This window comes from Kushneria aurantia DSM 21353 (assembly GCF_000382245.1).
Lineage (GTDB): Bacteria > Pseudomonadota > Gammaproteobacteria > Pseudomonadales > Halomonadaceae > Kushneria > Kushneria aurantia.
The window spans coordinates 100910-122120 of sequence record NZ_KB907865.1; the positions used below are offsets into that span (position 1 = coordinate 100910).

Below are 21211 nucleotides of genomic sequence, written 5' to 3' on the forward strand. Positions count from 1 at the left end.
TTCAGGCCACCTTCACGGCAGCAGAATGTCTCAGTAGCCGAGATCCTTGCGACGCTGGTATTCGCCCTCGGGGTCATCGGCCTGGGTGTAGAGCGTCGATGGGGTCTGGATAAACTTCGGCGGCAGCGTGCCGTCCTGCCACCAGGCCTGCAGCGCATCGAAGGCGGGACCGGCCATATTGGGCGTCAGCTCGACGGTGGCGTTGGCATCGCCGTTGGCCATGGCCCGGAAGTAGTCCGGTACGCCATCGATGGAGACGGTCAGGATATCCTCGCCGGGGTTGAGGCCCGCCTCCTTGATCGCCTGGATGGCGCCGACCGCCATATCGTCGTTGTGCGAGAACAGCGCACAGATATTGCGACCGCCGTTTTCCGCCTGCAGGAAGCTCTCCATGACTTCCTTGCCGCCGGAGCGGGTAAAGTCGCCGGTCTGGCTGCGAATGATGCTGATATTGGGGTGATCGGCGATGGCGTTTTCGAAACCCTGTTTGCGTTCGATGGCCACCGACGAGCCGGTGGTCCCCTGGAGCTCGACCACGTTGCACTGGCGATCGCCGACTTCATCGACCAGCCAGCCGCCGGCGACCTCGCCCTCATGTACGCTGTCGGCCCCCACCGCCGTCATGTAGAGATCATCCGGCGCATCGATCCGGCGGTCGAGCAGAACGACCGGAATCTCGGCGTCCCTCGCCTCCATCAGAATATTATCCCAGCCGGTCGACACCACCGGCGCCAGCAAAATGGCGTCCACTCCCTGGGCGACGAAGGAGCGCAGCGCGGCGATCTGATTCTCCTGGCGCTGCTGGGCATCGGAGAACCTGAGGTCGATACCGCGCTTTTCGGCCTGCTGCCGGGTGATGGTCGTCTCCGCCGCGCGCCACCCGGACTCCGAACCAATCTGTGAAAATCCTACCGTTTCGGCAACCGCCGCGGTGGTACCAAAGCCCATTACCGCGACGCTGATGGCGAGTAACTTTTTCATTGCAAGATCCCCTTTGGTCCTGTCCCCGGGCCGACCTTCAACGCTTTGATGAGCGTCGGCGGCCTGGCGCTTCGACCGTCTATTGGCTATTGAAACGGCTCGCATGACCCGCATCGATCCGCGAGTCGAAAATTCGATTAAAGATCGCTGCCGATTGATTCACATGATGATGATTGGCAACGAGAGGGCGTTAAAGATTCTTTCCCGAGATTTAAATCACCCTCTTTCGGAGCATTTAGCCGCCAAAGCGATATGTCAGACAATCACTCTTTGGTCGGGTAAGGCTTAAAAAAAGCTATCGACAGAGACCGCCCGATCTGTCCGATAACCCAAAAAACGCGGCCGGGTTTTTCAACCCGGCCGCGCCGTCTTTCCAATTGAACTGACTATCCTGCTGAGTTCTTTATAGAAACCGTCCCAGGCCAACGGCACTGCGCAGTCGATCAAGTCGCTCGGCAGCCTCGGCGCGCGCCCGCTCGGCACCCTTTTGCATCACATTTTCGATATGACCGGGATCGGCCAGCAGCTTTTCGTACTCCTCGCGCGGCCCGGCAAGATGGGCGTTGAGATACTCGAATAGTTCGTTTTTCGCCTCGCCCCAGCCGATCCCCTCGGCGTAGCGGCGGCGCATGTCGGCGGTTTCGGTCTCGCCGGCAAAGGCGGAGAAGATCTGAAACAGGGTGCAGGTTTCCGGGTCCTTGGGCTCCCCCGGCTCCAGCGAGTTGGTTTTGATTTTACGCACCAGCTTGAGCAGTTTCTTCTCGGAGACGAACAACGGGATGGTGTTGTCGTAGCTTTTCGACATCTTGCGACCATCGAGCCCGTTGAGCGTCTGCACCCGCTCATCGACCACCGCCTCCGGCAGGGCGAAGTAGTCGCCCTTGTAGACATGGTTGAAGCGCCCCGCCATGTCGCGCGCCATCTCGATATGCTGCACCTGGTCGCGCCCTACCGGCACGCGGTTGGCGTTGAACAGCAGAATATCGGCGGCCATCAGCACCGGGTAGCTGAAAAGTCCCATGGTGATGCCGCGATCCGGATCGGGGACGCCGGCCTCTTCGTTATCGGCCACCGCCGCCTTGTAGGCGTGGGCGCGGTTCATCAGCCCCTTGGCGCAAACGCAGGAGAGCAGCCAGGCCAGCTCGGTGGTTTCGCGCACATCCGACTGGCGGTAGAAGATGGCGTTGTCGGTATCCAGCCCCAGCGCCAGCCAGCTGGCGGCGATCTCGAGACGCGACTGCTGCACCCTTTTGGGGTCGTTGGCCTTGATCAGGGCGTGCAGATCGGCAAGGAAATAGTAGGAGCGAACCTCGGGGTCCTGGCTGGCGGCCACGGCGGGGCGGATCGCGCCGACGTAGTTGCCCAGATGCGGCGTACCGGTGGTGGTAATACCGGTGAGTACTCGAGAGATGGTCATGAAGGCGGTATCTGGTTGCTGATGACTCGGAAACGACGGTCAGTGTAACGCCGAGCCGGGCCGGTAGCGAACGACGCGCCATGAAGCGCTCAGCGACGCGCCTCGCCGCACTGCCAGCAGCGGTCAAAGGCGCCGTCGTGCACCTCACCGCACTGCGCACAGCACCAGCGCTGGCCCGGTTCGCTGTCGCCGCGCTGCCAGCGCGCAATCACCCCGGCCGCACGCTCGGCGTTGTGCGGCGCTACCCACAGTTGCGGCTCGCAGTCCAGCGGAGCGAGATCGCCCATGCCGCCGGCCAGCGTCCAGTTGCGGATCTCGCAGGGGACGCCCTCCCCCTCGACGAGGTTGCGAACGTGACCGACCAGCAGGCTGTCGGGGTGCTGAAAGACTCTGACCCAGTCGCGCATACCGATCAATCGCGGAAGATACGCACCCCGAGCGCCTTGAGATAGGCGGTTTCGGGGATCGCCGGATGCACCGGATGATCGCTGCCCTGATGGCCCTGATAGATCAGCTGAGCGTGGCGGTCCTGATGCCGCGCGGCACCGCGCACGATATCGATCAGCCGCTCATCGGCCAGATGCATCGAGCAGGAGGCCGACACCAGCAGACCATCGCGGTCCAAAAGGCGCATCGCCTCACGGTTGAGGCGTGAATAGGCGCGCTCACCGGCAGGAATGTCCTTGCGCTTGCGAATGAAGGCGGGCGGGTCGAGCACCACGGCATCGAACTGCTCACCGCGGGCCTTGAGCTGCGCCATGACCTCGAAGGCGTCGCCCTCCAGCGTCGATACCCGCGCCTCCACGCCGTTGAGAGCGGCGTTCTCGGCCACCCGCGACAGCGCCGCGGCGGAGCTGTCGACGCAGACCACATCACGGGCGCCGTGGGCTGCCGCCTGCACGCCCCAGCCGCCGACATAGCTGAACACATCCAGCACGCGCTTGCCCGCGACCAGGCCGTTGAGCCAGGCGCGGTTATCGCGGTGATCGAAGAACCAGCCGGTCTTCTGGCCGCCCAGCACGTCGGCGACGAAGCGCACGCCGTTCTCTTCCATCGGCAGCGGCTGATCCAGACTGCCCTTCACCACCTCGACCGCGGCGTCGAGCTTCTCCAGCCGGCGACCGGCACTGTCGCCACGCAACACGATCGCCCGCGGCGACAGCACCTTCTCCAGCGCGTCGATAATGTCGCCACGTACCCGCTCCATGCCCAGCGTGTTGAGCTGAACCACCACCACATCGTCGAAGCGGTCGATCACCAGCCCCGGCAGCAGATCGCCCTCGCCGTGCACCAGCCGGTAGAAAGGGCGTGAATAGAAGCGCTGACGCAGCGACAGCGCCTGCTTGAAGCGGTGTACCAGCAGTGAACGGTCAAGGCCGGTAGATGTATCGCGAGAGACGATACGAGCGCAGATCAATGAGTGCGGATTGACGTAGGCAATGCCCATCGCACGGCCGTTGGCGGCCTCGATGATCGCCTGGGTGCCGGGCTCGAACGCCTTGAGGGGCGTGGCATCGGTGTCGATCTCGTTGGAGTAGAGCCACAGATGGCCCGACTTGAGGCGGCGCTCGGCGTTTTTTCTGAGGCGAAGAGGTTGGGTCACGATAGCTTCCGCAGTCGGAGGTGAAGAGTCGTCGGGATGAGTACGAGCGCTATTTTACCAGCCTGATGGCCCGCCGCGCTGTCTCCCCTTCAGCGCTGACAGCCGGGGCAATAAACGCTGGCGCGCTGGCCGAGCGTGATCGAGCGCAGTTCGCGTCCGCAGACCCGACAGGGCTGGCCGCCACGGCCGTAGACATTGAGGCGCTGCACGAAGTAGCCCGGCTCACCGCGGCCACTGACGAAATCGCGCAGGGTGGTGCCGCCCTGCTCGATCGCCGCCGCCAGCACTCTCCTGATCGCCTCGGCAAGGCGCCGGTAGCGCACACTGGCGATCCGCCCGGCCTCGCGGCGCGGGTCGATACCGGCCAGAAAAAGCGCCTCGGCGGCGTAGATGTTGCCCACCCCCACCACCACGGCGCTGTCCATGATAAAGCTCTTGACCGCCACGCGTTTACCCCGCGAGCGGCGATAGAGATGAGCGCCGCCGAAGTCGTCGCCCAGCGGCTCGGGGCCGAGGCTTGCCAGCCGCCGATCGGCGCAGGGATCGCCAGCGATAAAATCGACCAGCCCGAAACGGCGCGGGTCGTGATAGCGCAGCACCAGCTTCGAACTCATCACCAGATCGATGTGATCATGCTTGCGCGGTGGCGTACCGATCTCCTCCAGCCGCAGGCTGCCCGACATGCCCAGATGCCAGAGCAGGTGGCCGTGCGCCACCGGCATCAGCAGATATTTGGCGCGCCGCGCGATATCCCCCACGCGCCAACCCACCAGCTCCTCGAGCGCCGACGGCACCGCAATGCGCAGCTGACGCTGGCGCACGATGACTTCATTGATCTCGAAGCCGGCCACCCAGGGGGCGATACCGCGACGTGTCGTTTCGACTTCGGGGAGTTCGGGCATGGGGAGCTGGACTATCGATCGTTGATGGCACGCAAACATGAAAAAACCCGGACGCGACCGGGTTTTTTCGTACGCCCCTGAGAGCGCGACGGGCCGGCATTACCGGCTGTCGTACTTACTTGATCTTCGCTTCGCGATAGATCACGTGCTTGCGCACGACGGGATCGTACTTTTTGAATTCCAGCTTGTCGGGGGTGTTGCGCTTGTTCTTGTCGGTCGTATAGAAATGACCGGTACCCGCGCTCGACACCAGCTTGATCTTGTCACGCATTGCAGTTGCCTCCGCCTACGAACGCTCTTTGCGCCCGAAATGTGATCATGAATAGGTGCCTAGACCCGTTCGCCCCTGGCGCGGATATCCTTCAGCACGGCATCGATACCCTTTTTGTCGATGATGCGCATCCCCTTGGAGGAGAGGCGCAGCCTGACAAAGCGCTTTTCCGACTCGACCCAGAAGCGATGCGCATGCAGATTGGGCACGAAGCGACGACGCGTGCGGCGCTGGGAGTGAGAAACGTTGTTACCGGTCACCGGACGCTTGCCGGTAACCTGACAGACCTGTGACATGGAAGCCTCCGTCCATGACCCCAAGGGGTCATACGATTGTCGTCTATGAAATGCCGGGCAGGACCGGTGAGAGAAGTGGCAGGTGCCGAAAAAGGTCGCAAGCCCCGCGAACGGCGCTTTCGAACCCTCTTTCTGGTGCCTCTCTGCCCCCTGTTCATAACCCGCAGAAAGTCAAAGGGCGTACTTTATACCAGAGCAGCCCGCTTTCGGCAATGTTTAAGGTGTCTACAGCAGCCCCCGCTCGGCAAAGGAGAGCACTTCGCCGTCGCCGACGATGAAGTGATCCAGCACGCGAATGTCGAAAAGCCCCAGCGCCTCGGTCAGCCGGGTAGTGATGCGCCGGTCGGCGTCGCTCGGTTCAGCGACGCCCGAAGGGTGATTGTGAGCAAATATGACCGCTCCGGCGCCCACTGCCAGGGCCTGCTTGACCACTTCACGCGGGTAAACGGCGGCGCTGTCGAGGGTGCCGGTAAACAGCTTTTCAAAGCGCAGCACCCGGTGCTGGCTGTCGAGAAAGAGTGCGGCAAAGATCTCGTGGCCGGCGTCACGCAGCTGGGCGCTGAGATAGCGACGCACCGTCTGCGACGAGTTGAGTACGTCACCGCGCACCAGCAGCGTTTCCAGATGACGCCGGGAAAGCTCCAGCGCCGCCTGCAGCTGCACATACTTGGCATCGCCCAGCCCGTGGGCGCTGCAGAACTGCTCGCGGCCGGCCTCCAGCAGCGGCCGCAGGCCACCGAAGTTCATCAGCAGATCGCGTGACAGGTCCACCGCCGAGCGCCCGCGCACGCCGGTACGCAGAAAGATCGCCAGCAGCTCGGCATCCGACAGCGCCTGCGACCCCATCGCGATCAGTTTCTCGCGCGGGCGCTCCCCCTCCGGCCATTCACCGATTCCCATCCCGCCTCCCTTGCATGACCGGGTTGGCCAATTTTATATTGGAATTTAAATTAGCGTGCTAATAGAGTCGGCATCAGCAACGATAGGGTAGAGATCGGCACGCTGCCCATTTTCTTCACCGGAGAGCCATGATGCGTTTTTATAAACTGCCGAAGACCGGCGCCATCAGCGACCTGACCCTGGATGAAAAAGAGACGCCGCAGCCGGCGCGCGGCCAGGTGCTGGTGCGCATGCGTGCCGCCTCGCTCAACTACCGTGATCTGATGGTGGTCACCGGACGCTACGGCCGTGGCGGCGTGGCCGAAAACCGCATCCCGCTTTCCGACGGCGCTGGCGAAGTGGTCGAGGTGGGCGAAAACGTCGACCGCTTCGCGGTCGGTGATCGCGTGGCCGGCATCTTCATGCAGAACTGGCTGGCCGGTGAGGTCAAAGACAGCCATTCGGACTCGGCGCTGGGCGGCGCCATCGACGGCGTGCTGAGCGAGTTCGTGCTGTTCGATCAGCAGGGGCTGGTGGCACTGCCGGCGCACATGGATTTCGCTCAAGGGGCCACCCTGCCGTGCGCCGCGGTGACCGCCTGGAACGCGCTCTATCATGGCCGCTCGCCACTGAAGGCGGGCGACAGCGTACTGCTGCTGGGCACCGGCGGCGTCTCCATGTTCGCCCTGCAGCTGGCGAAGGCAGCGGGTGCCGAGGTGATTCAGACCTCATCGAGCGATGACAAACTCGCCCGGGTACGTCAGTTGGGCGCCGACCATGTCATCAACTATCGCGATACCCCCGAGTGGCAGGATGAAGTCAGGCATCTGACCGACGGCCGTGGCGTCGACCACGTGGTCGAGGTGGGCGGCGCCGGCACCCTGGCCCGCTCGCTTCGCGCGACACGCACCGGCGGTCAGGTCAATCTGATCGGCGTGCTGACCGGCGGCGAGATCAATCCCACCATTTTGCTGGGCAAAAGCATCAGCCTGCGCGGCATCTACGTCGGCTCGCGGGAGCTGTTCGAGCAGATGAACCGCAGCCTGTCGTTGCACCGCATCGAACCGGTGATCGACACTACCTTCGACTTTGACAACGCGCCCGCGGCACTGGAACATCTGGCAAGCCAGCAGCATCTGGGCAAAATCGTCATTATCATCGACTGAGACGATCGAGGCGGCTGGCCGATCGTCTCGTCGCCAGTCGAACGGGGGCGCCATGTCTCACCTGATCCTGATTCGCCCCGGCCCGGAGGCCTTCCGGACGCCGGCGGCCTCCACCGCCGGCGCCCGCGACTATCGCTTTGATATCGCCTTCACGCCGATACTCAAGCGCACCCTGCATATCCGCTACGAACTGCTCGATGGCGAAAAGGAGGGCGCGCATCGCAGCTGGTATCTCGACGATTACCAGTGTGCCGCCATTACCGGCCGTGACAGACAGGCTGCCGGTGAGTTTGGCGCGGAGCAGATCAGGCGCTGGCAGCGCAGCCTCGAATCCCTGGACGACGTCTCGCCCGATGCCGCCGCCGGTGCCGTCACCGAAGCGCGCCTGCTGCCTGCCGGTGCGCAGATGCAGCGAGCACTGGAGCGTGCGCTGGCCTTCTGGTCGTTCACGCTTTATCGCTCCCTGCGCCGTGACGGCGTCGCGCTGGTGGCCACTCCCGACAACAGTCTGCAAATGCTGACCCGTTTCATGGAGAGCGTCCCGGAAGACGAGATCACCGAAAAGAGCCTGCCGACCGGCGCGCCGCTGCTCTATACGCCGCTGGATCGGCAGAAACAGCACGACGGTCAGCGCAAGCTGGCCTGAGCCGCCTCCGGTCCCGACCACTTTTCCAGGGCGGCCTGGCGTGCGCTTGCCTTCTGCGCTGCAGTCAGACCGTGCTCGCCGTCATAAAGCGCCGACTCCCAGCCACCGTAGGTGGGATTGGGCAACACGATCCACCGTTCGCCAAAATGGGCCCGGTCCTCGGCGGCGCGCCGGTTGCGCGTGGCAACGTCGTCAACGTCATAGCGGGCGGAGAAGTCACCCAGGTTGTCACCGATCATTACGGCGACGCGATAGCTGCGCTCGATACGCTCGCGCCGAGCGCTCTTGTCGCTGCTGTCGGTGCGCATCAGCAGATGGGCGTCGTCGGCATCGGGAAAGCCTACGGCCTGAAGATTGCGCAGGGTCGCCGCCCGCCCACTCTCTCTGCTGTTGGTCACATAAAACACTGCCACATCATGGCGCCGGGCATAATCCAGAAACGCCTGCGCACCGGGCACCGCCACTGCGCTGGCCTGCGCCACCCAGGCGCCCCAGCTTTCGCTCGAATAGCCTTCGTCGCGGCCCACCAGCCAGGCCTGATAGGGAGTATTGTCGAGCACCGTCTCGTCGACATCGACAATCACCGCTGGCGGCAAATCTTCTTCGCGAGGCTCGGCCAGCTGACGCTCGAGCTGCAGCCGGGCGAGGTGAAATGCCTGCCACGCCAGCGCCCGGTATTCGGCGGCGCTCTGCATCCACAGCGTCGCCAGCACCAGCTGCTCGTTGAGATCGCGCGTGGTGTAATCCTGTTGCGGCGCCTGTGTCTGCGCGCCGCTGCAGCCTGTCAGTCGCCACTAAAGCGGTCGTTCGTCGCGGAGCCCACCTCAAAGCCTTGTCTTTTCCCGAAAGCATGGGGATCCCCTGTCATTGTTGGAAAGGTTATGGCGCGTCCCGCCGTTTCGCCGGCGACCAATGCTACGCAAGCCACGCCCGCCGGTGTTAAGGTAACACTCCTTCGAAAACTGTCCCGCATCGGAGCTTTCGATGTCGCTCGCCGGCACACGCGTGGTACTGGGCATCAGCGCCGGTATCGCCGCCTACAAAAGCGCCTTCCTCGCCAGGCTTTTGAAAAAAAGCGGCGCCGAGGTGCGCGTGGTGATGACCGAAGGCGCTCAGGCCTTCATCACCCCCCTGACCCTGCAGGCGCTGACCGGCGAGAGCGTGCGTACCTCGCTGCTCGACCCGCAGGCCGAGGCCGGCATGGGCCATATCGAGCTGGCGCGCTGGGCGGATATCCTGCTGATCGCCCCCGCCACTGCCGACCTGATGGCGCGACTGGCCGCCGGCATGGCCGATGATCTGCTCACCACCCTGGCGCTGGCCACCAACGCCCGCTGCCTGCTGGCGCCGGCGATGAACCAGGCGATGTGGGCCCATCCGACGACCCGCCGCAATGCCGACATCCTCGCCGGCCTCGGCTGGCAGCTGCTGGGTCCGGACGCCGGCGAACAGGCCTGTGGCGATGTCGGCAGCGGCCGCATGCTGGAACCGGAGGCGATCCTCGAAGCGCTGCGAACACCCCCACTCGCAGCGCCCGACAGCACCGGTCCGCTGGCCGATACCCGAGTACTGATTACCGCCGGCCCCACCCGCGAAGCGATCGACCCGGTGCGCTATCTCTCCAACCGCAGCTCCGGCAAGATGGGCTTTGCGCTGGCCGAAGCGGCCCGTGCGCTGGGCGCCGAGGTCACCCTGGTCGCCGGCCCGGTACAGCTGCCCACCCCTGCCGGCGTGAGCCGCATCGACGTGGTCAGCGCCCGCGACATGCTGGCGGCAGTGGAGGCGCGGGTCGACAGCTGCGATATTTTCATCGGCTGCGCGGCAGTGGCCGACTACCGCCTCGCCGAAATCGCCGAACACAAGCTGAAAAAGCGCGGCGATGAAGCACTGAGCCTGTCGCTGGTACAAAACCCCGACATCATTGCCCGCGTTACCGACCGCCCGGCACCGCCCTTTACCGTCGGCTTCGCCGCCGAGACCCGCGACATGGCCCGCTACGCACGCGATAAACTGGAGCGCAAGCGTCTCGACCTGATCATCGCCAACGATGTCGCCTCACCGGGGCTGGGGTTTGGCGCCGACGACAACGCCGCGGTGCTCTATCACTTCGCTGACGCCCCGAGCGAAGAGCTGATATCGCACAGCCTGACGCCGCGCCGCAAACGTGATCTGGCGACCGCCATTTTTGACTACCTGCTGACGCGCTATCACCGCGCCCCTTTATCAGCCACCGCCGGGAGCCCGACCGACCCATGACCGCCCAGGCCGACCGCCCACGCCTGCGGGTGCGCATCCTCGACGAACGCGCCCGTCAGTATCCGCTGCCCCACTACGCCACCGAAGGCAGCGCCGGCATGGACCTGCGCGCCCTGCTGGACGCGCCGCTGACGCTGGCGCCGGGCGACTGCGAACTGATTCACACCGGCCTCGCCGTGCACATCGACAACCCCGCCTGGGCGGGTATGATCCTGCCGCGCTCGGGACTGGGTCACAAGCGCGGCATCGTGCTGGGCAACCTGGTCGGGCTTATCGATGCCGACTACCAGGGCGAGCTGATGATCTCGGTGTGGAACCGTGGCCGCGAGAGCGTCACCCTGGCGCCCTTCGAGCGCATCGCTCAGTTCGTGCTGGTACCGATCCTTCAGGCCGAGCTGGAAGTGGTCGAGGCGTTCGATCAGGGCGACCAGGGCCAGCGCGGCAGCGGCGGTTTCGGCCACTCCGGGCGCCATTGAACGAGAGTGCCGCAGGACATATCCACGCCCCTCGCGGGATGAGCAAGCAGAGAGAGACGACATGAGCAACGCCCCGGTTCCCGCCTCGATCTTTCGCGCCTACGACATTCGCGGCCTGGTCGACGAACAGCTCGATGAACACAGCGTCGAACTGATCGGCCGGGCGATCGGCAGCGCGGCGCGCTCACGTGATGAATCCACCGTCGCGGTGGGCCGCGACGGCCGCATTTCCGGTCCGCGGCTGGCCACCGCCCTGATCGCCGGTATTCGCGCCGCCGGCTGCGGGGTTATCGACCTCGGTATGGTGCCGACGCCGGTGGTCTATTTCGCCGCCGTCGTGCTGCCCGATACCGACTCAGGGGTGGCCATCACCGGCAGCCACAACCCGCCCGACTACAACGGTTTCAAGATCGTGCTGAATGGCGTGACGCTGGCCGATGACGAGATAGGCGCACTGCATCGCCGCATTCTCGACGGCGACCTGGTGGCAGGAGAAGGGGACTATCGCCGGCACGACATTCGCAGCGCCTATCTCGAACGCATTCTCGGTGATGTGCAGCTGGTCAGGCCGCTGAAGGCGGTGGTCGACTGCGGCAACGGCGTCACCGGTGAGCTGGGCCCGGAGCTGATTCGCGGCCTGGGTGTGGAGACCATCCCCCTTTTCGACGAGGTCGACGGGCGCTTTCCCCACCACCACCCCGACCCCGGCCGGCCGGAAAACCTTGCCGATCTGATCGCTGCGGTACAGGCACACGGCGCCGATATCGGCCTTGCCTTCGATGGCGACGGCGACCGGGTGGGCGTGGTCACCCCGGCGGGCGAGATCATCTACCCCGAGCGGCTTTTGATGGCTTTCGCCGAAGACCTGCTGCTGCGTCAGCCCGGCGCGCGGATCGTTTTCGATATCAAGTGCACCAGTAACCTGATCGACGTTATCGAGGCCGGCGGCGGCATCGCGGAGATGTGGCGCACCGGCCATTCTCCGATCAAGGCCCGCATGAAGGAGAGCGGCGCAGCACTGGCCGGCGAGATGAGCGGCCACCTGTTTTTCAACGAGCGCTGGTACGGCTTCGACGACGGTCTCTACGCCGCCGCCCGCCTGCTGGAAATTCTGTCGCGTCAGGCCGAGGACGCCGATGGCTACTTTGCCCGCTTCCCGCAGGACCCCAGCACCGGCGAGATCAACGTGGCGGTCGATGACGAGCGCAAGTTCGACATCGTCGAGCGCCTGGCGCGCGAGACCGACTTCGGCCCACAGGCGACCCGTAATACGCTCGACGGTATTCGCGTCGACTACCCCGACGGCTGGGGGCTGTGTCGCGCCTCCAATACCACGCCGGCGCTGGTACTGCGCTTCGAGGGGCGCTCCACCGAGGCGCTCGACAGCATTCGTGATCGTTTCCGCCGTGCCCTGATCGCGGTGCAACCGGATATCGAACCCGGTTTCTAAAGCCGGCGGCAATCACGCCGATCAACAGGAGTCATGGTCGATATGCCCATACCCGATAGACAAGAGAGTGACAGCGACTACGCCCCGCACCGGATCGTCGAGATTCTTTCCGAGGCACTGCCCTACATTCAGCGCTTCTCGGGCAAGACGGTGGTGATCAAGTATGGCGGCAACGCCATGACCGAGGACAACCTGATTCACTCCTTTGCCCGCGACGTGGTACTGCTCAAGGAGGTGGGTCTCAACCCGGTGGTGGTACACGGCGGTGGCCCGCAGATCGGCCAGCTGCTCAAGCGGCTCAATATCGAGTCGCGCTTCGTCGACGGCATGCGGGTCACCGACGCCGAAACCATGGACGTGGTCGAGATGGTGCTGGGCGGACTGGTCAACAAGAGCATCGTCAACCTGATCAACGGCGTGGGCGGCAAGGCGATCGGCCTGACCGGCAAGGACAACGCCCAGATTCGCGCCCGGCAGCTGACCGTGCAGCGTCATACGGCGGAGATGACCGCCCCCGAGATCATCGATATCGGCCATGTCGGCGAGGTCGAATCGATCTCCACCGACCTGATCGAGATGCTCAGCGAGGCGGACTACATCCCGGTGATCGCCCCCATCGGGGTCGACGCCGAGGGGCACTCCTACAACATCAACGCCGATCTGGTGGCGGGGCGCATCGCCGAGGCGCTGAATGCCGAAAAGCTGATGCTGTTGACCAACGTGGCGGGGTTGATGAACAGCGAAGGCGACGTGATGACCGGGCTGAGCACCGCCGAGGTCGACCGCCTGATCGAGGAGGGCGTGATCTACGGCGGCATGCTGCCCAAGATTCGCTGCGCGCTGGAGGCCGCGCGCAACGGCGTCAACAGTGCGGTGATCGTCGACGGTCGCGTCGAGCACGCCGTGCTGCTGGAAATATTCACCCGCTCGGGGGTAGGCACCCTGATCACCGACCGGGGCCGCGACGCCTCCTGAGCTCGCCCTATCAACGACCGCCTTGCAGCGGTCAGTGCAGGACAACAACGCATGACCCAGGACAACAAGATCTCCAGACGGGAACAGATTCTGCAGGCGCTGGCGCTGATGCTGGAACGCTCGCGCGGCCAGCGCATCACGACCGCAGCGCTGGCGCGCGAGGTCAGCGTCTCGGAAGCGGCGCTCTATCGCCACTTCCCCAGCAAGGCGAAGATGTATGAAGCGCTGATCGAGTATATCGAGCAGTCGATCTTCGAGCGGGTGGCGCTGATCGTCAGCGACGCCGGCGACATCAGAGCACGCTGCTACAGCATTCTGACCCTGCTGCTGGTGTTCGCCGACCGCAACCCGGGGCTGTGCCGGGTGATGACCGGCGAGGCGCTCATCGGCGAGCACGAGCGCCTGCGCGGACGCGTGGTGCAACTGTTCGAGCGGCTGGAGACGCAGCTCAAGCAGGTAATGCGCACCGCCGAGGTCGAAGAGCAGTGGCGCGCCCCGATCACCATCTCGGCGCTGGCCAATCTGGCGCTGGCGACCGTCGAAGGGCGCATCGTGCAGTACGTGCGCAGCGACTTTCAAAACAGCCCGCTCAATCACTGGGAAGACCAGTGGCCGCTACTGGCCGCTCAGTTGGCAGCGGAAGAGCTACCGCCGGCCTGACTCGACCGGCACTGCGGGCACTGCGCCAACGTGAAAACGCCCGCGACCCTTCAGGGGTCACAGGCGTTGAGCTTCAGATCGATAACGCCGGGCGAAGCGGTCGTCAGACCGCTTCCATGCTCTCGCCCATCGCCTGCTTGAGCTTTTTCATGGCGTTCTTTTCCAGCTGGCGAATACGCTCCGCCGAAACGCCGTAGGTATCGGCCAGCTCATGCAGGGTCGATTTCTGCTCGGCCAGCCAGCGACGCTGGAGAATATCTCGCGAGCGATCGTCGAGCTGCGCCAGGGCTTCGCGAAGATGGGTAGAGGAGTTCTCCTGCCAGTCGCTCTCCTCGAGCGTTGCAGCCGGGTCGCTGCGCTGATCCTCGAGGTACTGCGACGGCGATTGATAGCTCTGCTCGTCATCCTCGCTGCCCGGCGCCGGGTCGAAACCGGCATCGTAGGCGGAAAGACGCCCTTCCATCTCGCGTACCGCCTCAGGGCGAACGTCGAGATCCTTCGCAATAGCATCGACCTCGTCGTTATTGAGCCAGGTCAGACGCTTCTTGGCGCTGCGAAGGTTGAAAAACAACTTGCGCTGCGCCTTGGTGGTCGCCACCTTGACGATGCGCCAGTTGCGCAGCACGAACTCGTGAATCTCGGCCTTGATCCAGTGCACGGCGAAGGAGACCAGCCGTACCCCCTGGGCCGGATCGAAACGCTTGACCGCCTTCATCAGGCCGACGTTGCCTTCCTGAATCAGATCGGCCTGCTGCAAACCGTAGCCCGAATAGCTGCGCGCGATATGAACCACGAAACGCAAATGCGACATGACCAGCCGACGCGCCGACTCGATGTCGTTGTCACGGTGCAGACGCGTTGCCAGATCATGCTCTTCATCGGCGGTCAGAACCGGAATGCGGTTGACCGCTTGAATGTAGCCGTTGAGGTCATTACCCGGCGAGAGATGACCGATAGGCTGAAGACTGGTGCTCATGTGCAAAATGTCTCCAATGGCCTTTAACAATTATCTGAACACCATTATAGACCAGAATGTGGCATAACGGTTCCCCCGAGGGCGATTTTCCCGTCGATCCGGTCTACACTTTCTCGCCCCGCGTTCTCAGCGTGGGCGTATCTCCGCAAGATGCCGCCCCACCGCCAGCCAGGCACCGATCAGACCCAGCAGCGTACTGACCAGCAGCAGCAGCAGGCTGCCACCCGGGCCAATGCCGGGCAGCTCGAAGCGGCTGCCAAAACTCTGCGCGATCGCGTTGATCGGCGCCGACAGCCAACCGCGCCCCAGTGTCAGCAGCGCCAGCGCCAGCAGCCCGCCGCCCAGCCCGTACCAGGCCCCCACATAGAGAAAGGGGCGGCGCACGAAAGCATGAGTGGCGCCAATCAGGGTCACTACCTCGATCTCCTCGCGGCGACTCTCCACCGCCAGACGGATGGTGTTGCCCACGACCAGCAGCACGCCAAGTCCGAACAGGACGCCGAACACCAGCACGATGCGCCGGCCCAGTTCGCCAAGCTGACGCAGTCGCTCCAGCCACGCCATGTCCAGGCGCGCCTCCTCGACCCCGTCGATGGCGCCCAGACGCTCGGCCAGCGCCTGTGCCGCCTGCGGATCGCGGGATTGCGGCTGTACCAGTACGGTCGCCGGCAGCGGGTTGTCGTCGATCATCGCCAGCGCGTCCTCCATGCCCAGACGCTGCTGGAACTCGGCCAGTCCCGCCGCCGCGGTAATCAGTTCGGTGCCGGCAACACCCGCTTCTGCGCGTGCGCGCTCGGCAACCGCCATCGCCTGTGACTCGGAAAGGCCCTGATCGAGATAGAGCGTCATCCGGGCGCTGTCGTCGAGGTTGGCATCCAGAAGCTGCGCACTGCCCAGCGCCAGCCACAGGGTGGCCGGCAACACCATGGCGATGGCGATCGCCAGCATGGTCAAAAGTGTCGACAGCGGCCGCCGACGCAGCCGCCCCAGGCTATCCAGCGCCATCTGACGGTGGTGACGGCGCCACGCCCGCGAGCGCCCCTCGGCGGTAATCTGATGAGTTCGCGCGCCGCGCCGCGGCGGTGCCGAATCCCGGGAAGGGGGTTGCGATCGCGTCATGCGGCCTCCTCGTCGGCCACCAGCCGCCCCTCGCGCAGACGCAGCACGCGGTGGCGCAGGCGGGCGATCAGCGCCAGGTCGTGGCTGGCGAGCAGTACAGTGGTACCGACGCGATTGAAATCCTCGAACAGCCGCATGATATCCGCCGACAGCTGAGGGTCGAGGTTACCGGTGGGCTCGTCGGCAAGCAGTAGCGCGGGCCTGGCCACCACCGCACGCGCAATCCCCACGCGCTGCTGCTCACCGCCGGAGAGCTCGATCGGCAGTGCCTTTTCGCGGTGCAGAAGGCCGACCCGGTCGAGCGCCGCGTGCACCCGGTTGCGGGCCTCCTGCGGCGCCGCGCCGCGGATGATCAGCGGCAGCGCGACGTTGTCGAAAATGCTGCGATCGTGCAGCAGCTGGTGGTTTTGATAGACCACGCCGATCTGGCGGCGATAGAAGGGAATCTGCGACACGTGCAGGCGGGTGATGTCGTGGCCGGCCACGCTGATCCGCCCGCGCGAGGGCCGTTCCAGCAGCATCAAAAGACGCAATACCGAACTTTTGCCGGCCCCCGAGTGGCCGGTCAGAAACACCATCTCGCCACGCTCGACGGCAAACCCGACGTCGGCCAGCGCCTCGAAGCGGCCGCCGTAGCGCTTGCCGACGTGTTCGAATTCGATCATCGCCACGGTGGTTCAGCCGCCTTCGCGATCGAACAGCGCGCCGACGAAGTCCTCCGCCTCGAAGGGACGCAGGTCATCAAGCGTTTCGCCCACACCAATGTAGCGAATCGGAATACCCAGCTGTTTGGCAATCGCGAAGATAATGCCGCCCTTGGCGGTACCGTCGAGCTTGGTCAGGGTAATGCCGGTAACCGGTGCCGCCTCGCTGAAGGTCTCCGCCTGGGCAATGGCGTTCTGGCCGGTGCCGGCATCGAGCACCAGCATCACTTCGTGGGGCGCGTTTTCGTCAAGCCGCGCCATAACGCGCTGCACCTTACTGAGCTCCTCCATCAGCGGCCCCTTGTTGTGCAGCCGCCCGGCGGTATCGGCGATCAGTACGTCGATATTGCGCGCCTTCGCCGCCGCTACCGCGTCGTAGATCACCGAAGCGCTGTCGGCGCCTGTGTGCTGAGCGATCACGGGCACGCTGTTGCGCTCGCCCCACACCTGCAGCTGCTCCACCGCCGCGGCGCGGAAGGTATCGCCTGCCGCCAGCATCACGCTGCGCCCCTGACGCTGAAAGCGCTGGGTCAGCTTGCCAATGGTGGTGGTCTTGCCGACGCCGTTGACACCCACCATCAGAATCACGAAGGGGCCCTCGCCTTTCGGCGGCAGCCGCAGCGGCTTCGCCACCGGTTCCAGCATGCGCGACAGCTCCCGCTGCAGCGATTGATACAGCGCGTCGACGTTTTTCAGCTCACGGCGCGCAATCTGGCCCTCGAGGTTCTCCATGATCTCGCTGGTCGCCGCCACCCCGACATCGGCCATCAAAAGCTGTGTTTCCAGCTCCTCGAGCAGATCGTCGTCGATCTCCTTGTGGCCCAGCAGCAGCGTCGCCAGGCCATCGGTGAGGTTGGAGCGGGTCTTGCCCAGCCCCTGGCGCATGCGTGAGAACCAGCCCTTTTTGGTCGAAGCGCTCTCGGTGACGTCGGCGGTTTCGGGGCCACTCTCACTGCCCAGCTGCTGGCTGCCCGCACCCGGCTTGTCACGGCCGCGATTGCGCACCTGGCGCTGGCTTTCAGAGGCAACCGGCTGTTCGGGTTCGGGCTCGGGTTCGACAACAGGCGCTTGTACCGGCTCGACGACAGCGTCGCGACTCGCTGCGGCCTCTTCGGGTCGTGGCGCGTCGTCAACCGGCTCGAAGGCCTCGTCCTCTGCCGGCGGCTCGCTGCTTGGCGCGCGCTCATCGAGGCGTTCGCGCGCCTCGACACTGTCGGCTTCGTGCGGCGCATCGCCGTGCTCTTCGGCTGTCTGCTCAGCGTCGTGCCGATCCTGCTGCTGTTCGTCGCGATCATCACTGTCGCGACGGTCCTTTTTGCGTTTAAGAAAACCGAACATGGGCGCTATCGTCACAATAAAATGGGTCGAAACGCACCGGCCGACGGTGCTGCGAATGGCGCCATTCTACCACCGTGGTGCCTGGCGCCGGTACAATCCCCGGCGCGGCGGCATGCGCTGCCGCGCCGGCCGCCCGGCGTCGCGTCAGATCACAGGTTATCCATGAGCCGAAAACGTCAGAATAGCAGAGCCCGCGCGGCCCGGGGTGGCCGCCTGCGGCTGATCGGCGGCGACTTTCGCCGCCGCCTGCTGCCGGTCCCTGACCATCCCGGGCTGCGCCCCACTCCCGACCGGGTGCGCGAGACGCTGTTCAACTGGCTATCGGGACACATCGACAGCCGCACGCGAGCGCTGGATCTGTTCGCGGGCACCGGCGCGCTGGGGCTGGAAGCGCTGTCGCGGGGCGCCGGCGAGGTGGTGTTCGTCGAGTCGGAACGCCGCGTAGCGCGGCAAATCGAGGACAACCTCGCTACCCTCGGCGCTGCCATGGCGGTCCATCAGCAGGACGCCGAAGGCTTTCTGGAGCGGCCACCGGCGCGCCCTTTCTCGCTGGTATTTCTCGACCCGCCCTTTCGCTGCCAGCTGATCGATGCCTGCTGCCAGCGCCTGAGCGGCGACGGCTGGCTGGCCGACGGCGCCTATATCTACATCGAAACCGAAGCCGAACTTGCCTTCACGCCACCGCCCGGCTGGCAGCTCGAACGCACCACCCGCGCCGGCGACAGCCTGGCACGACTTTATCGCTGCGTGAGCGACCATGCCGCCGGTGCAGGTAGATGAAGGTAACATGCGCCATTCGGAAGTGATGGCAGAGGTCGAGTGCTGCGTCGCGGGTAGCCGTGCGCTTGTTTTGAGTAGAGCCCAAATGACGTTGATTCAAATACCGGCAAAGCTTTTGCTGGCTAACAGTGCGGCCGCAAGAATCATGACCAATCCGCAGCATCTGCTCACAAGGCGGGAGGAATAACGCCGCAATACATTGGCTGCGCGGATTCCGAGCCACCCCCAGCCGACAAGCGTCAGGCCGTCAACGACAAGATATGTCCCACCGAGAATAAGTATCTGCAGAGACAAGCCTCGATCGGATGCAATAAATTGCGGCAAAAGGGCACCAAAGAAGATGATCGCGAACGGGTTGGACAGGGACGTAAAGAATCCCTGCCGGAACAACGTCCAGTTGGACGTCTCGGTGCGGACCCCGCTGCTACCGAAGCCGGTGGATTCCGATCTGAAGACTCGTATGCCGGTCCAGACAAGATAGATAACGCCCAACCACTTGATGATCGTGAATGCATGACTTGATGCGGCGACAATCGCTGCCAGACCAAGGCCGGCCGCAGCGATCTGGATGGCATTTGCGAACAAATCTCCTGCAATCGTATTGATGCTGCGATCCAACCCGTGGCTAATGCTGTTGGATATGATGAGCAATTGACTCGTGCTTGGCGGCGTCACGAAAAAAGCCGCTACGACGAGCAGATAGGCGACATAGGTTTCGAGCATCATCACGAATGCGTTCCGAAAAGCTGATCCACTGGCATGTCCGTGCTGTCAGCAGGCTTTGCCATCACGATAACGATGCTGCCGGTATTTCCGAATGGCAGTAGCACATTGAGGCGCGAGCAAAGCACCGCCAAAACGCCCTTCCCCACGTCTGCCACAAAGTACCTTTCCTCGCCGCATATAATGGGATGCCGGAACCCGGATAATGGTTGTCTCCTGCCAGGAAATATGCTCATTTCGTCACTCCCGAAGGTCAGCTTTGAATAACTGCAACAACGGTAGTTAAATTGGATATCCCCGTGTTACGGATTCCGGACAAATGACTGCTCAAACCGGCCAGAATAGTGGGTGCGAAGATGTTCTCGACGATTCTGCGATATCTGTTTTGCCCTACCCACTCCAGGCAAGGCAGCTTGATCAGCTCCATGTCCACAGCTATCACCAGATCGCGACGTGCGAGCAACCCGGCGCGACCCTGCTTCTCGACTCTCAAGTTGTCAGCATCCCACCGGATGGTGCATTACTCGTCCCAAGCGGTAACGCCCACGCCCTGACTTCCGATGCTCGATGCCTTGTAAACTGCATCTATTTCAAGGCCGCGCTCCCGAGCCCATCCATCGGATCGCTTTTTCTCAACCGGCTTACAAAAGCGTTGATCCAGGAGGTCTCTCGACCGGGCGTTAAGCAAAGATCGCGCCGATTGATGGAGGCGTGTCTGTATGATCAGATCGGCCAGCTTCTGTGGACATCGGGAAGCGGAATGATGCCCCCGTCACACTCACTTCGGATAATCTGCAAGCGTATTTTTGACACACCCGAAGAAGACGTTCCTGTCGCAACGTTGGCAAAGGACGCAGGTTTAAGCGAACGATCCTTGCGCCGGTTGGCACGCGACGAACTTGGCTGCACTATCTCCCGGCTTCGGACTCGTTGTCGAATCTACAAGGCAACTCAGCTACTGCAGGCGGGCACTCCAGTAAAGTTAATCGCAGCCGATGTGGGCTACCAATCGGATAGTGCTTTTTTTGCAGCATTTCGTGACTTGATGGGGATGTCACCGGCCCGCTTCCAGCAGACTGTGCGCCTTCCAGTCGTCTCGGCCATTTACGATTGAAACAGTGAGTGTTCAGACCGAGCGATTGTGCCTCCAGCAACTCGGCACGACTTTGCTGCGTGAGCGACCATGCCGCCGGTGCAGGTAGATGAAGGTGACATGCGCCATTCTGTAAAGGCACATCTCTTGCCGCACGCGACGCGCGGGCGTAGTCTGGCCCCGCGCGGGCACCGGCGCGGCGGCGCCACGATACGAATCAGGAGCAGAGCATGAGCAACGAACTTTTCGAGCAGCTTGAACAGCGCGTTCACAGTGCCGTCGAGACCATCGAGATGCAGCGTATGGAACTCGACGAGCTGCGCCAGGAGAATGAGCAGCTGAAAAGCGATCGTCAGCAGTGGGAGGCCCGACTGGGCGCTCTGCTGGAGCGCTTTCGCGAACTCGAGGGCGGCGGTGGCGAACAGCACGACGGCCATCACGATAACCACCAGCACAACGATCATCAGCACAACGATCACCAGCCCTCCTGGTGAGGCGCA

24 protein-coding genes are annotated in these 21211 nt (G+C 63.8%); 10 read left to right on the forward strand and 14 right to left on the reverse strand.

From position 1 onward, the window contains the following. Positions 1-30: 30 nt before the first annotated feature. From ytfQ to radC, 8 genes are all read right to left on the reverse strand, one after another. Positions 31-981, reverse strand: a complete 951-nt coding sequence (gene ytfQ / locus H146_RS0104505) for a galactofuranose ABC transporter, galactofuranose-binding protein YtfQ (RefSeq protein WP_019950669.1) — start codon at positions 979-981, stop codon at positions 31-33. Between the two features lie 403 nt (positions 982-1384). Beyond that, a complete protein-coding gene (gene trpS, locus H146_RS0104510; protein ID WP_019950670.1) occupies positions 1385-2398 on the reverse strand; it encodes a tryptophan--tRNA ligase in 1014 nt (337 codons plus the stop codon). Positions 2399-2487: 89 nt separating this feature from the next. Then, positions 2488-2805, reverse strand: coding sequence for a putative signal transducing protein (locus tag H146_RS0104515; protein ID WP_019950671.1), 318 nt, complete (start codon positions 2803-2805; stop codon positions 2488-2490). A 5-nt stretch (positions 2806-2810) separates the two neighbouring features. Then, positions 2811-4001, reverse strand: a complete 1191-nt coding sequence (locus tag H146_RS0104520) for a class I SAM-dependent rRNA methyltransferase (RefSeq protein WP_019950672.1) — start codon at positions 3999-4001, stop codon at positions 2811-2813. An 89-nt stretch (positions 4002-4090) separates the two neighbouring features. Next, positions 4091-4903 (reverse strand): bifunctional DNA-formamidopyrimidine glycosylase/DNA-(apurinic or apyrimidinic site) lyase, encoded by an 813-nt coding sequence (gene mutM, locus H146_RS0104525; protein WP_019950673.1) that lies wholly within the window; start codon positions 4901-4903, stop codon positions 4091-4093. A gap of 115 nt (positions 4904-5018) precedes the next feature. After that, entirely contained in the window at positions 5019-5174 is a 156-nt protein-coding gene (gene rpmG, locus H146_RS0104530; protein ID WP_019950674.1) for a 50S ribosomal protein L33, read from the reverse strand. Positions 5175-5233: 59 nt separating this feature from the next. Further along, positions 5234-5470, reverse strand: a complete 237-nt coding sequence (rpmB, locus tag H146_RS0104535; protein WP_019950675.1) for a 50S ribosomal protein L28 — start codon at positions 5468-5470, stop codon at positions 5234-5236. 225 nt (positions 5471-5695) lie between these two features. Next, positions 5696-6370, reverse strand: coding sequence for a RadC family protein (gene radC, locus H146_RS0104540; RefSeq protein ID WP_019950676.1), 675 nt, complete (start codon positions 6368-6370; stop codon positions 5696-5698). Positions 6371-6498: 128 nt separating this feature from the next. Here radC and H146_RS0104545 point away from each other — a divergent pair, with 128 nt between their 5' ends. Together H146_RS0104545 and H146_RS0104550 are read left to right on the forward strand one after the other, a co-directional pair. Next, complete coding sequence (locus tag H146_RS0104545) at positions 6499-7515, forward strand: zinc-dependent alcohol dehydrogenase family protein (protein ID WP_019950677.1); 1017 nt, start codon at positions 6499-6501, stop codon at positions 7513-7515. A 52-nt stretch (positions 7516-7567) separates the two neighbouring features. Further along, positions 7568-8161, forward strand: coding sequence for a histidine phosphatase family protein (locus H146_RS0104550; protein ID WP_019950678.1), 594 nt, complete (start codon positions 7568-7570; stop codon positions 8159-8161). On the opposite strand, the gene H146_RS18415 is transcribed toward H146_RS0104550, so the two are convergent. Beyond that, a complete protein-coding gene (locus H146_RS18415; protein ID WP_083920778.1) occupies positions 8143-8949 on the reverse strand; it encodes a 5'-nucleotidase, lipoprotein e(P4) family in 807 nt (268 codons plus the stop codon). The genes H146_RS0104550 and H146_RS18415 overlap by 19 nt on opposite strands. 196 nt (positions 8950-9145) lie before the next feature. Between H146_RS18415 and coaBC the strand changes: the two genes are divergently transcribed. From coaBC to slmA, 5 genes are all read left to right on the forward strand, one after another. Further along, positions 9146-10417 (forward strand): bifunctional phosphopantothenoylcysteine decarboxylase/phosphopantothenate--cysteine ligase CoaBC, encoded by a 1272-nt coding sequence (coaBC, locus tag H146_RS18420; protein ID WP_019950680.1) that lies wholly within the window; start codon positions 9146-9148, stop codon positions 10415-10417. Beyond that, positions 10414-10893 (forward strand): dUTP diphosphatase, encoded by a 480-nt coding sequence (dut, locus tag H146_RS0104565; RefSeq protein WP_019950681.1) that lies wholly within the window; start codon positions 10414-10416, stop codon positions 10891-10893. Before coaBC ends, dut begins: the two co-directional genes overlap by 4 nt. 61 nt (positions 10894-10954) lie before the next feature. Continuing rightward, a complete protein-coding gene (locus H146_RS0104570) occupies positions 10955-12343 on the forward strand; it encodes a phosphomannomutase/phosphoglucomutase (protein ID WP_019950682.1) in 1389 nt (462 codons plus the stop codon). A 33-nt stretch (positions 12344-12376) separates the two neighbouring features. Next, positions 12377-13318, forward strand: coding sequence for an acetylglutamate kinase (gene argB / locus H146_RS0104575; RefSeq protein WP_019950683.1), 942 nt, complete (start codon positions 12377-12379; stop codon positions 13316-13318). Between the two features lie 51 nt (positions 13319-13369). Further along, entirely contained in the window at positions 13370-13978 is a 609-nt protein-coding gene (slmA, locus tag H146_RS0104580; protein ID WP_019950684.1) for a nucleoid occlusion factor SlmA, read from the forward strand. A gap of 103 nt (positions 13979-14081) precedes the next feature. Here slmA and rpoH read toward each other — a convergent pair whose 3' ends face one another. The 4 genes from rpoH to ftsY all read right to left on the reverse strand — a co-directional run bounded on the left by rpoH (position 14082) and on the right by ftsY (position 18115). Further along, positions 14082-14954 carry an RNA polymerase sigma factor RpoH gene (rpoH, locus tag H146_RS0104585; protein ID WP_019950685.1) on the reverse strand — a complete coding sequence of 291 codons (873 nt, stop codon included), beginning with the start codon at positions 14952-14954 and terminating at the stop codon, positions 14082-14084. Between the two features lie 126 nt (positions 14955-15080). Then, positions 15081-16073, reverse strand: coding sequence for a permease-like cell division protein FtsX (gene ftsX, locus H146_RS0104590; RefSeq protein WP_019950686.1), 993 nt, complete (start codon positions 16071-16073; stop codon positions 15081-15083). Then, positions 16070-16738 (reverse strand): cell division ATP-binding protein FtsE, encoded by a 669-nt coding sequence (gene ftsE, locus H146_RS0104595; RefSeq protein ID WP_019950687.1) that lies wholly within the window; start codon positions 16736-16738, stop codon positions 16070-16072. Before ftsE ends, ftsX begins: the two co-directional genes overlap by 4 nt. 12 nt (positions 16739-16750) lie before the next feature. Beyond that, a complete protein-coding gene (gene ftsY / locus H146_RS0104600) occupies positions 16751-18115 on the reverse strand; it encodes a signal recognition particle-docking protein FtsY (RefSeq protein ID WP_019950688.1) in 1365 nt (454 codons plus the stop codon). A 162-nt stretch (positions 18116-18277) separates the two neighbouring features. Here ftsY and rsmD point away from each other — a divergent pair, with 162 nt between their 5' ends. After that, the gene (gene rsmD / locus H146_RS0104605) at positions 18278-18895 is read left to right on the forward strand and encodes a 16S rRNA (guanine(966)-N(2))-methyltransferase RsmD (protein ID WP_019950689.1); all 618 of its coding nucleotides are present in this window, start codon (positions 18278-18280) and stop codon (positions 18893-18895) included. A 96-nt stretch (positions 18896-18991) separates the two neighbouring features. Here rsmD and H146_RS0104610 read toward each other — a convergent pair whose 3' ends face one another. Further along, positions 18992-19621: a LysE family translocator gene (locus tag H146_RS0104610; RefSeq protein WP_019950690.1), complete on the reverse strand. Its 630-nt coding sequence runs from the start codon at positions 19619-19621 to the stop codon at positions 18992-18994. A gap of 316 nt (positions 19622-19937) precedes the next feature. On the opposite strand from H146_RS0104610, the gene H146_RS0104620 reads away from it, so the two are divergent. Both H146_RS0104620 and H146_RS18425 read left to right on the forward strand, forming a co-directional pair. Beyond that, complete coding sequence (locus tag H146_RS0104620) at positions 19938-20732, forward strand: helix-turn-helix domain-containing protein (protein ID WP_019950692.1); 795 nt, start codon at positions 19938-19940, stop codon at positions 20730-20732. 209 nt (positions 20733-20941) lie between these two features. Continuing rightward, on the forward strand, positions 20942-21205 hold the full coding sequence (locus H146_RS18425; RefSeq protein ID WP_019950693.1) for a cell division protein ZapB: 264 nt from the start codon (positions 20942-20944) through the stop codon (positions 21203-21205). Positions 21206-21211 lie beyond the last annotated feature (6 nt).

What these genes read in the sequence shown, in the direction of transcription:
- ytfQ (WP_019950669.1), bottom strand. Translation starts at nt 981, where the DNA reads ATGAAAAAGTTACTCGCCATCAGCGTCGCGGTAATGGGCTTTGGTACC.
- ftsY (WP_019950688.1), bottom strand. Translation starts at nt 18,115, where the DNA reads ATGTTCGGTTTTCTTAAACGCAAAAAGGACCGTCGCGACAGTGATGAT.
- ftsX (WP_019950686.1), bottom strand. Translation starts at nt 16,073, where the DNA reads ATGACGCGATCGCAACCCCCTTCCCGGGATTCGGCACCGCCGCGGCGC.
- coaBC (WP_019950680.1), top strand. Translation starts at nt 9,146, where the DNA reads ATGTCGCTCGCCGGCACACGCGTGGTACTGGGCATCAGCGCCGGTATC.
- H146_RS18425 (WP_019950693.1), top strand. Translation starts at nt 20,942, where the DNA reads ATGAGCAACGAACTTTTCGAGCAGCTTGAACAGCGCGTTCACAGTGCC.
- rsmD (WP_019950689.1), top strand. Translation starts at nt 18,278, where the DNA reads ATGAGCCGAAAACGTCAGAATAGCAGAGCCCGCGCGGCCCGGGGTGGC.
- rpmB (WP_019950675.1), bottom strand. Translation starts at nt 5,470, where the DNA reads ATGTCACAGGTCTGTCAGGTTACCGGCAAGCGTCCGGTGACCGGTAAC.
- argB (WP_019950683.1), top strand. Translation starts at nt 12,377, where the DNA reads ATGGTCGATATGCCCATACCCGATAGACAAGAGAGTGACAGCGACTAC.
- H146_RS0104570 (WP_019950682.1), top strand. Translation starts at nt 10,955, where the DNA reads ATGAGCAACGCCCCGGTTCCCGCCTCGATCTTTCGCGCCTACGACATT.
- mutM (WP_019950673.1), bottom strand. Translation starts at nt 4,903, where the DNA reads ATGCCCGAACTCCCCGAAGTCGAAACGACACGTCGCGGTATCGCCCCC.
- H146_RS0104610 (WP_019950690.1), bottom strand. Translation starts at nt 19,621, where the DNA reads ATGATGCTCGAAACCTATGTCGCCTATCTGCTCGTCGTAGCGGCTTTT.
- rpmG (WP_019950674.1), bottom strand. Translation starts at nt 5,174, where the DNA reads ATGCGTGACAAGATCAAGCTGGTGTCGAGCGCGGGTACCGGTCATTTC.
- H146_RS0104620 (WP_019950692.1), top strand. Translation starts at nt 19,938, where the DNA reads ATGACTGCTCAAACCGGCCAGAATAGTGGGTGCGAAGATGTTCTCGAC.
- ftsE (WP_019950687.1), bottom strand. Translation starts at nt 16,738, where the DNA reads ATGATCGAATTCGAACACGTCGGCAAGCGCTACGGCGGCCGCTTCGAG.
- H146_RS0104550 (WP_019950678.1), top strand. Translation starts at nt 7,568, where the DNA reads ATGTCTCACCTGATCCTGATTCGCCCCGGCCCGGAGGCCTTCCGGACG.
- slmA (WP_019950684.1), top strand. Translation starts at nt 13,370, where the DNA reads ATGACCCAGGACAACAAGATCTCCAGACGGGAACAGATTCTGCAGGCG.
- trpS (WP_019950670.1), bottom strand. Translation starts at nt 2,398, where the DNA reads ATGACCATCTCTCGAGTACTCACCGGTATTACCACCACCGGTACGCCG.
- H146_RS0104515 (WP_019950671.1), bottom strand. Translation starts at nt 2,805, where the DNA reads ATGCGCGACTGGGTCAGAGTCTTTCAGCACCCCGACAGCCTGCTGGTC.
- rpoH (WP_019950685.1), bottom strand. Translation starts at nt 14,954, where the DNA reads ATGAGCACCAGTCTTCAGCCTATCGGTCATCTCTCGCCGGGTAATGAC.
- H146_RS0104545 (WP_019950677.1), top strand. Translation starts at nt 6,499, where the DNA reads ATGATGCGTTTTTATAAACTGCCGAAGACCGGCGCCATCAGCGACCTG.
- radC (WP_019950676.1), bottom strand. Translation starts at nt 6,370, where the DNA reads ATGGGAATCGGTGAATGGCCGGAGGGGGAGCGCCCGCGCGAGAAACTG.
- dut (WP_019950681.1), top strand. Translation starts at nt 10,414, where the DNA reads ATGACCGCCCAGGCCGACCGCCCACGCCTGCGGGTGCGCATCCTCGAC.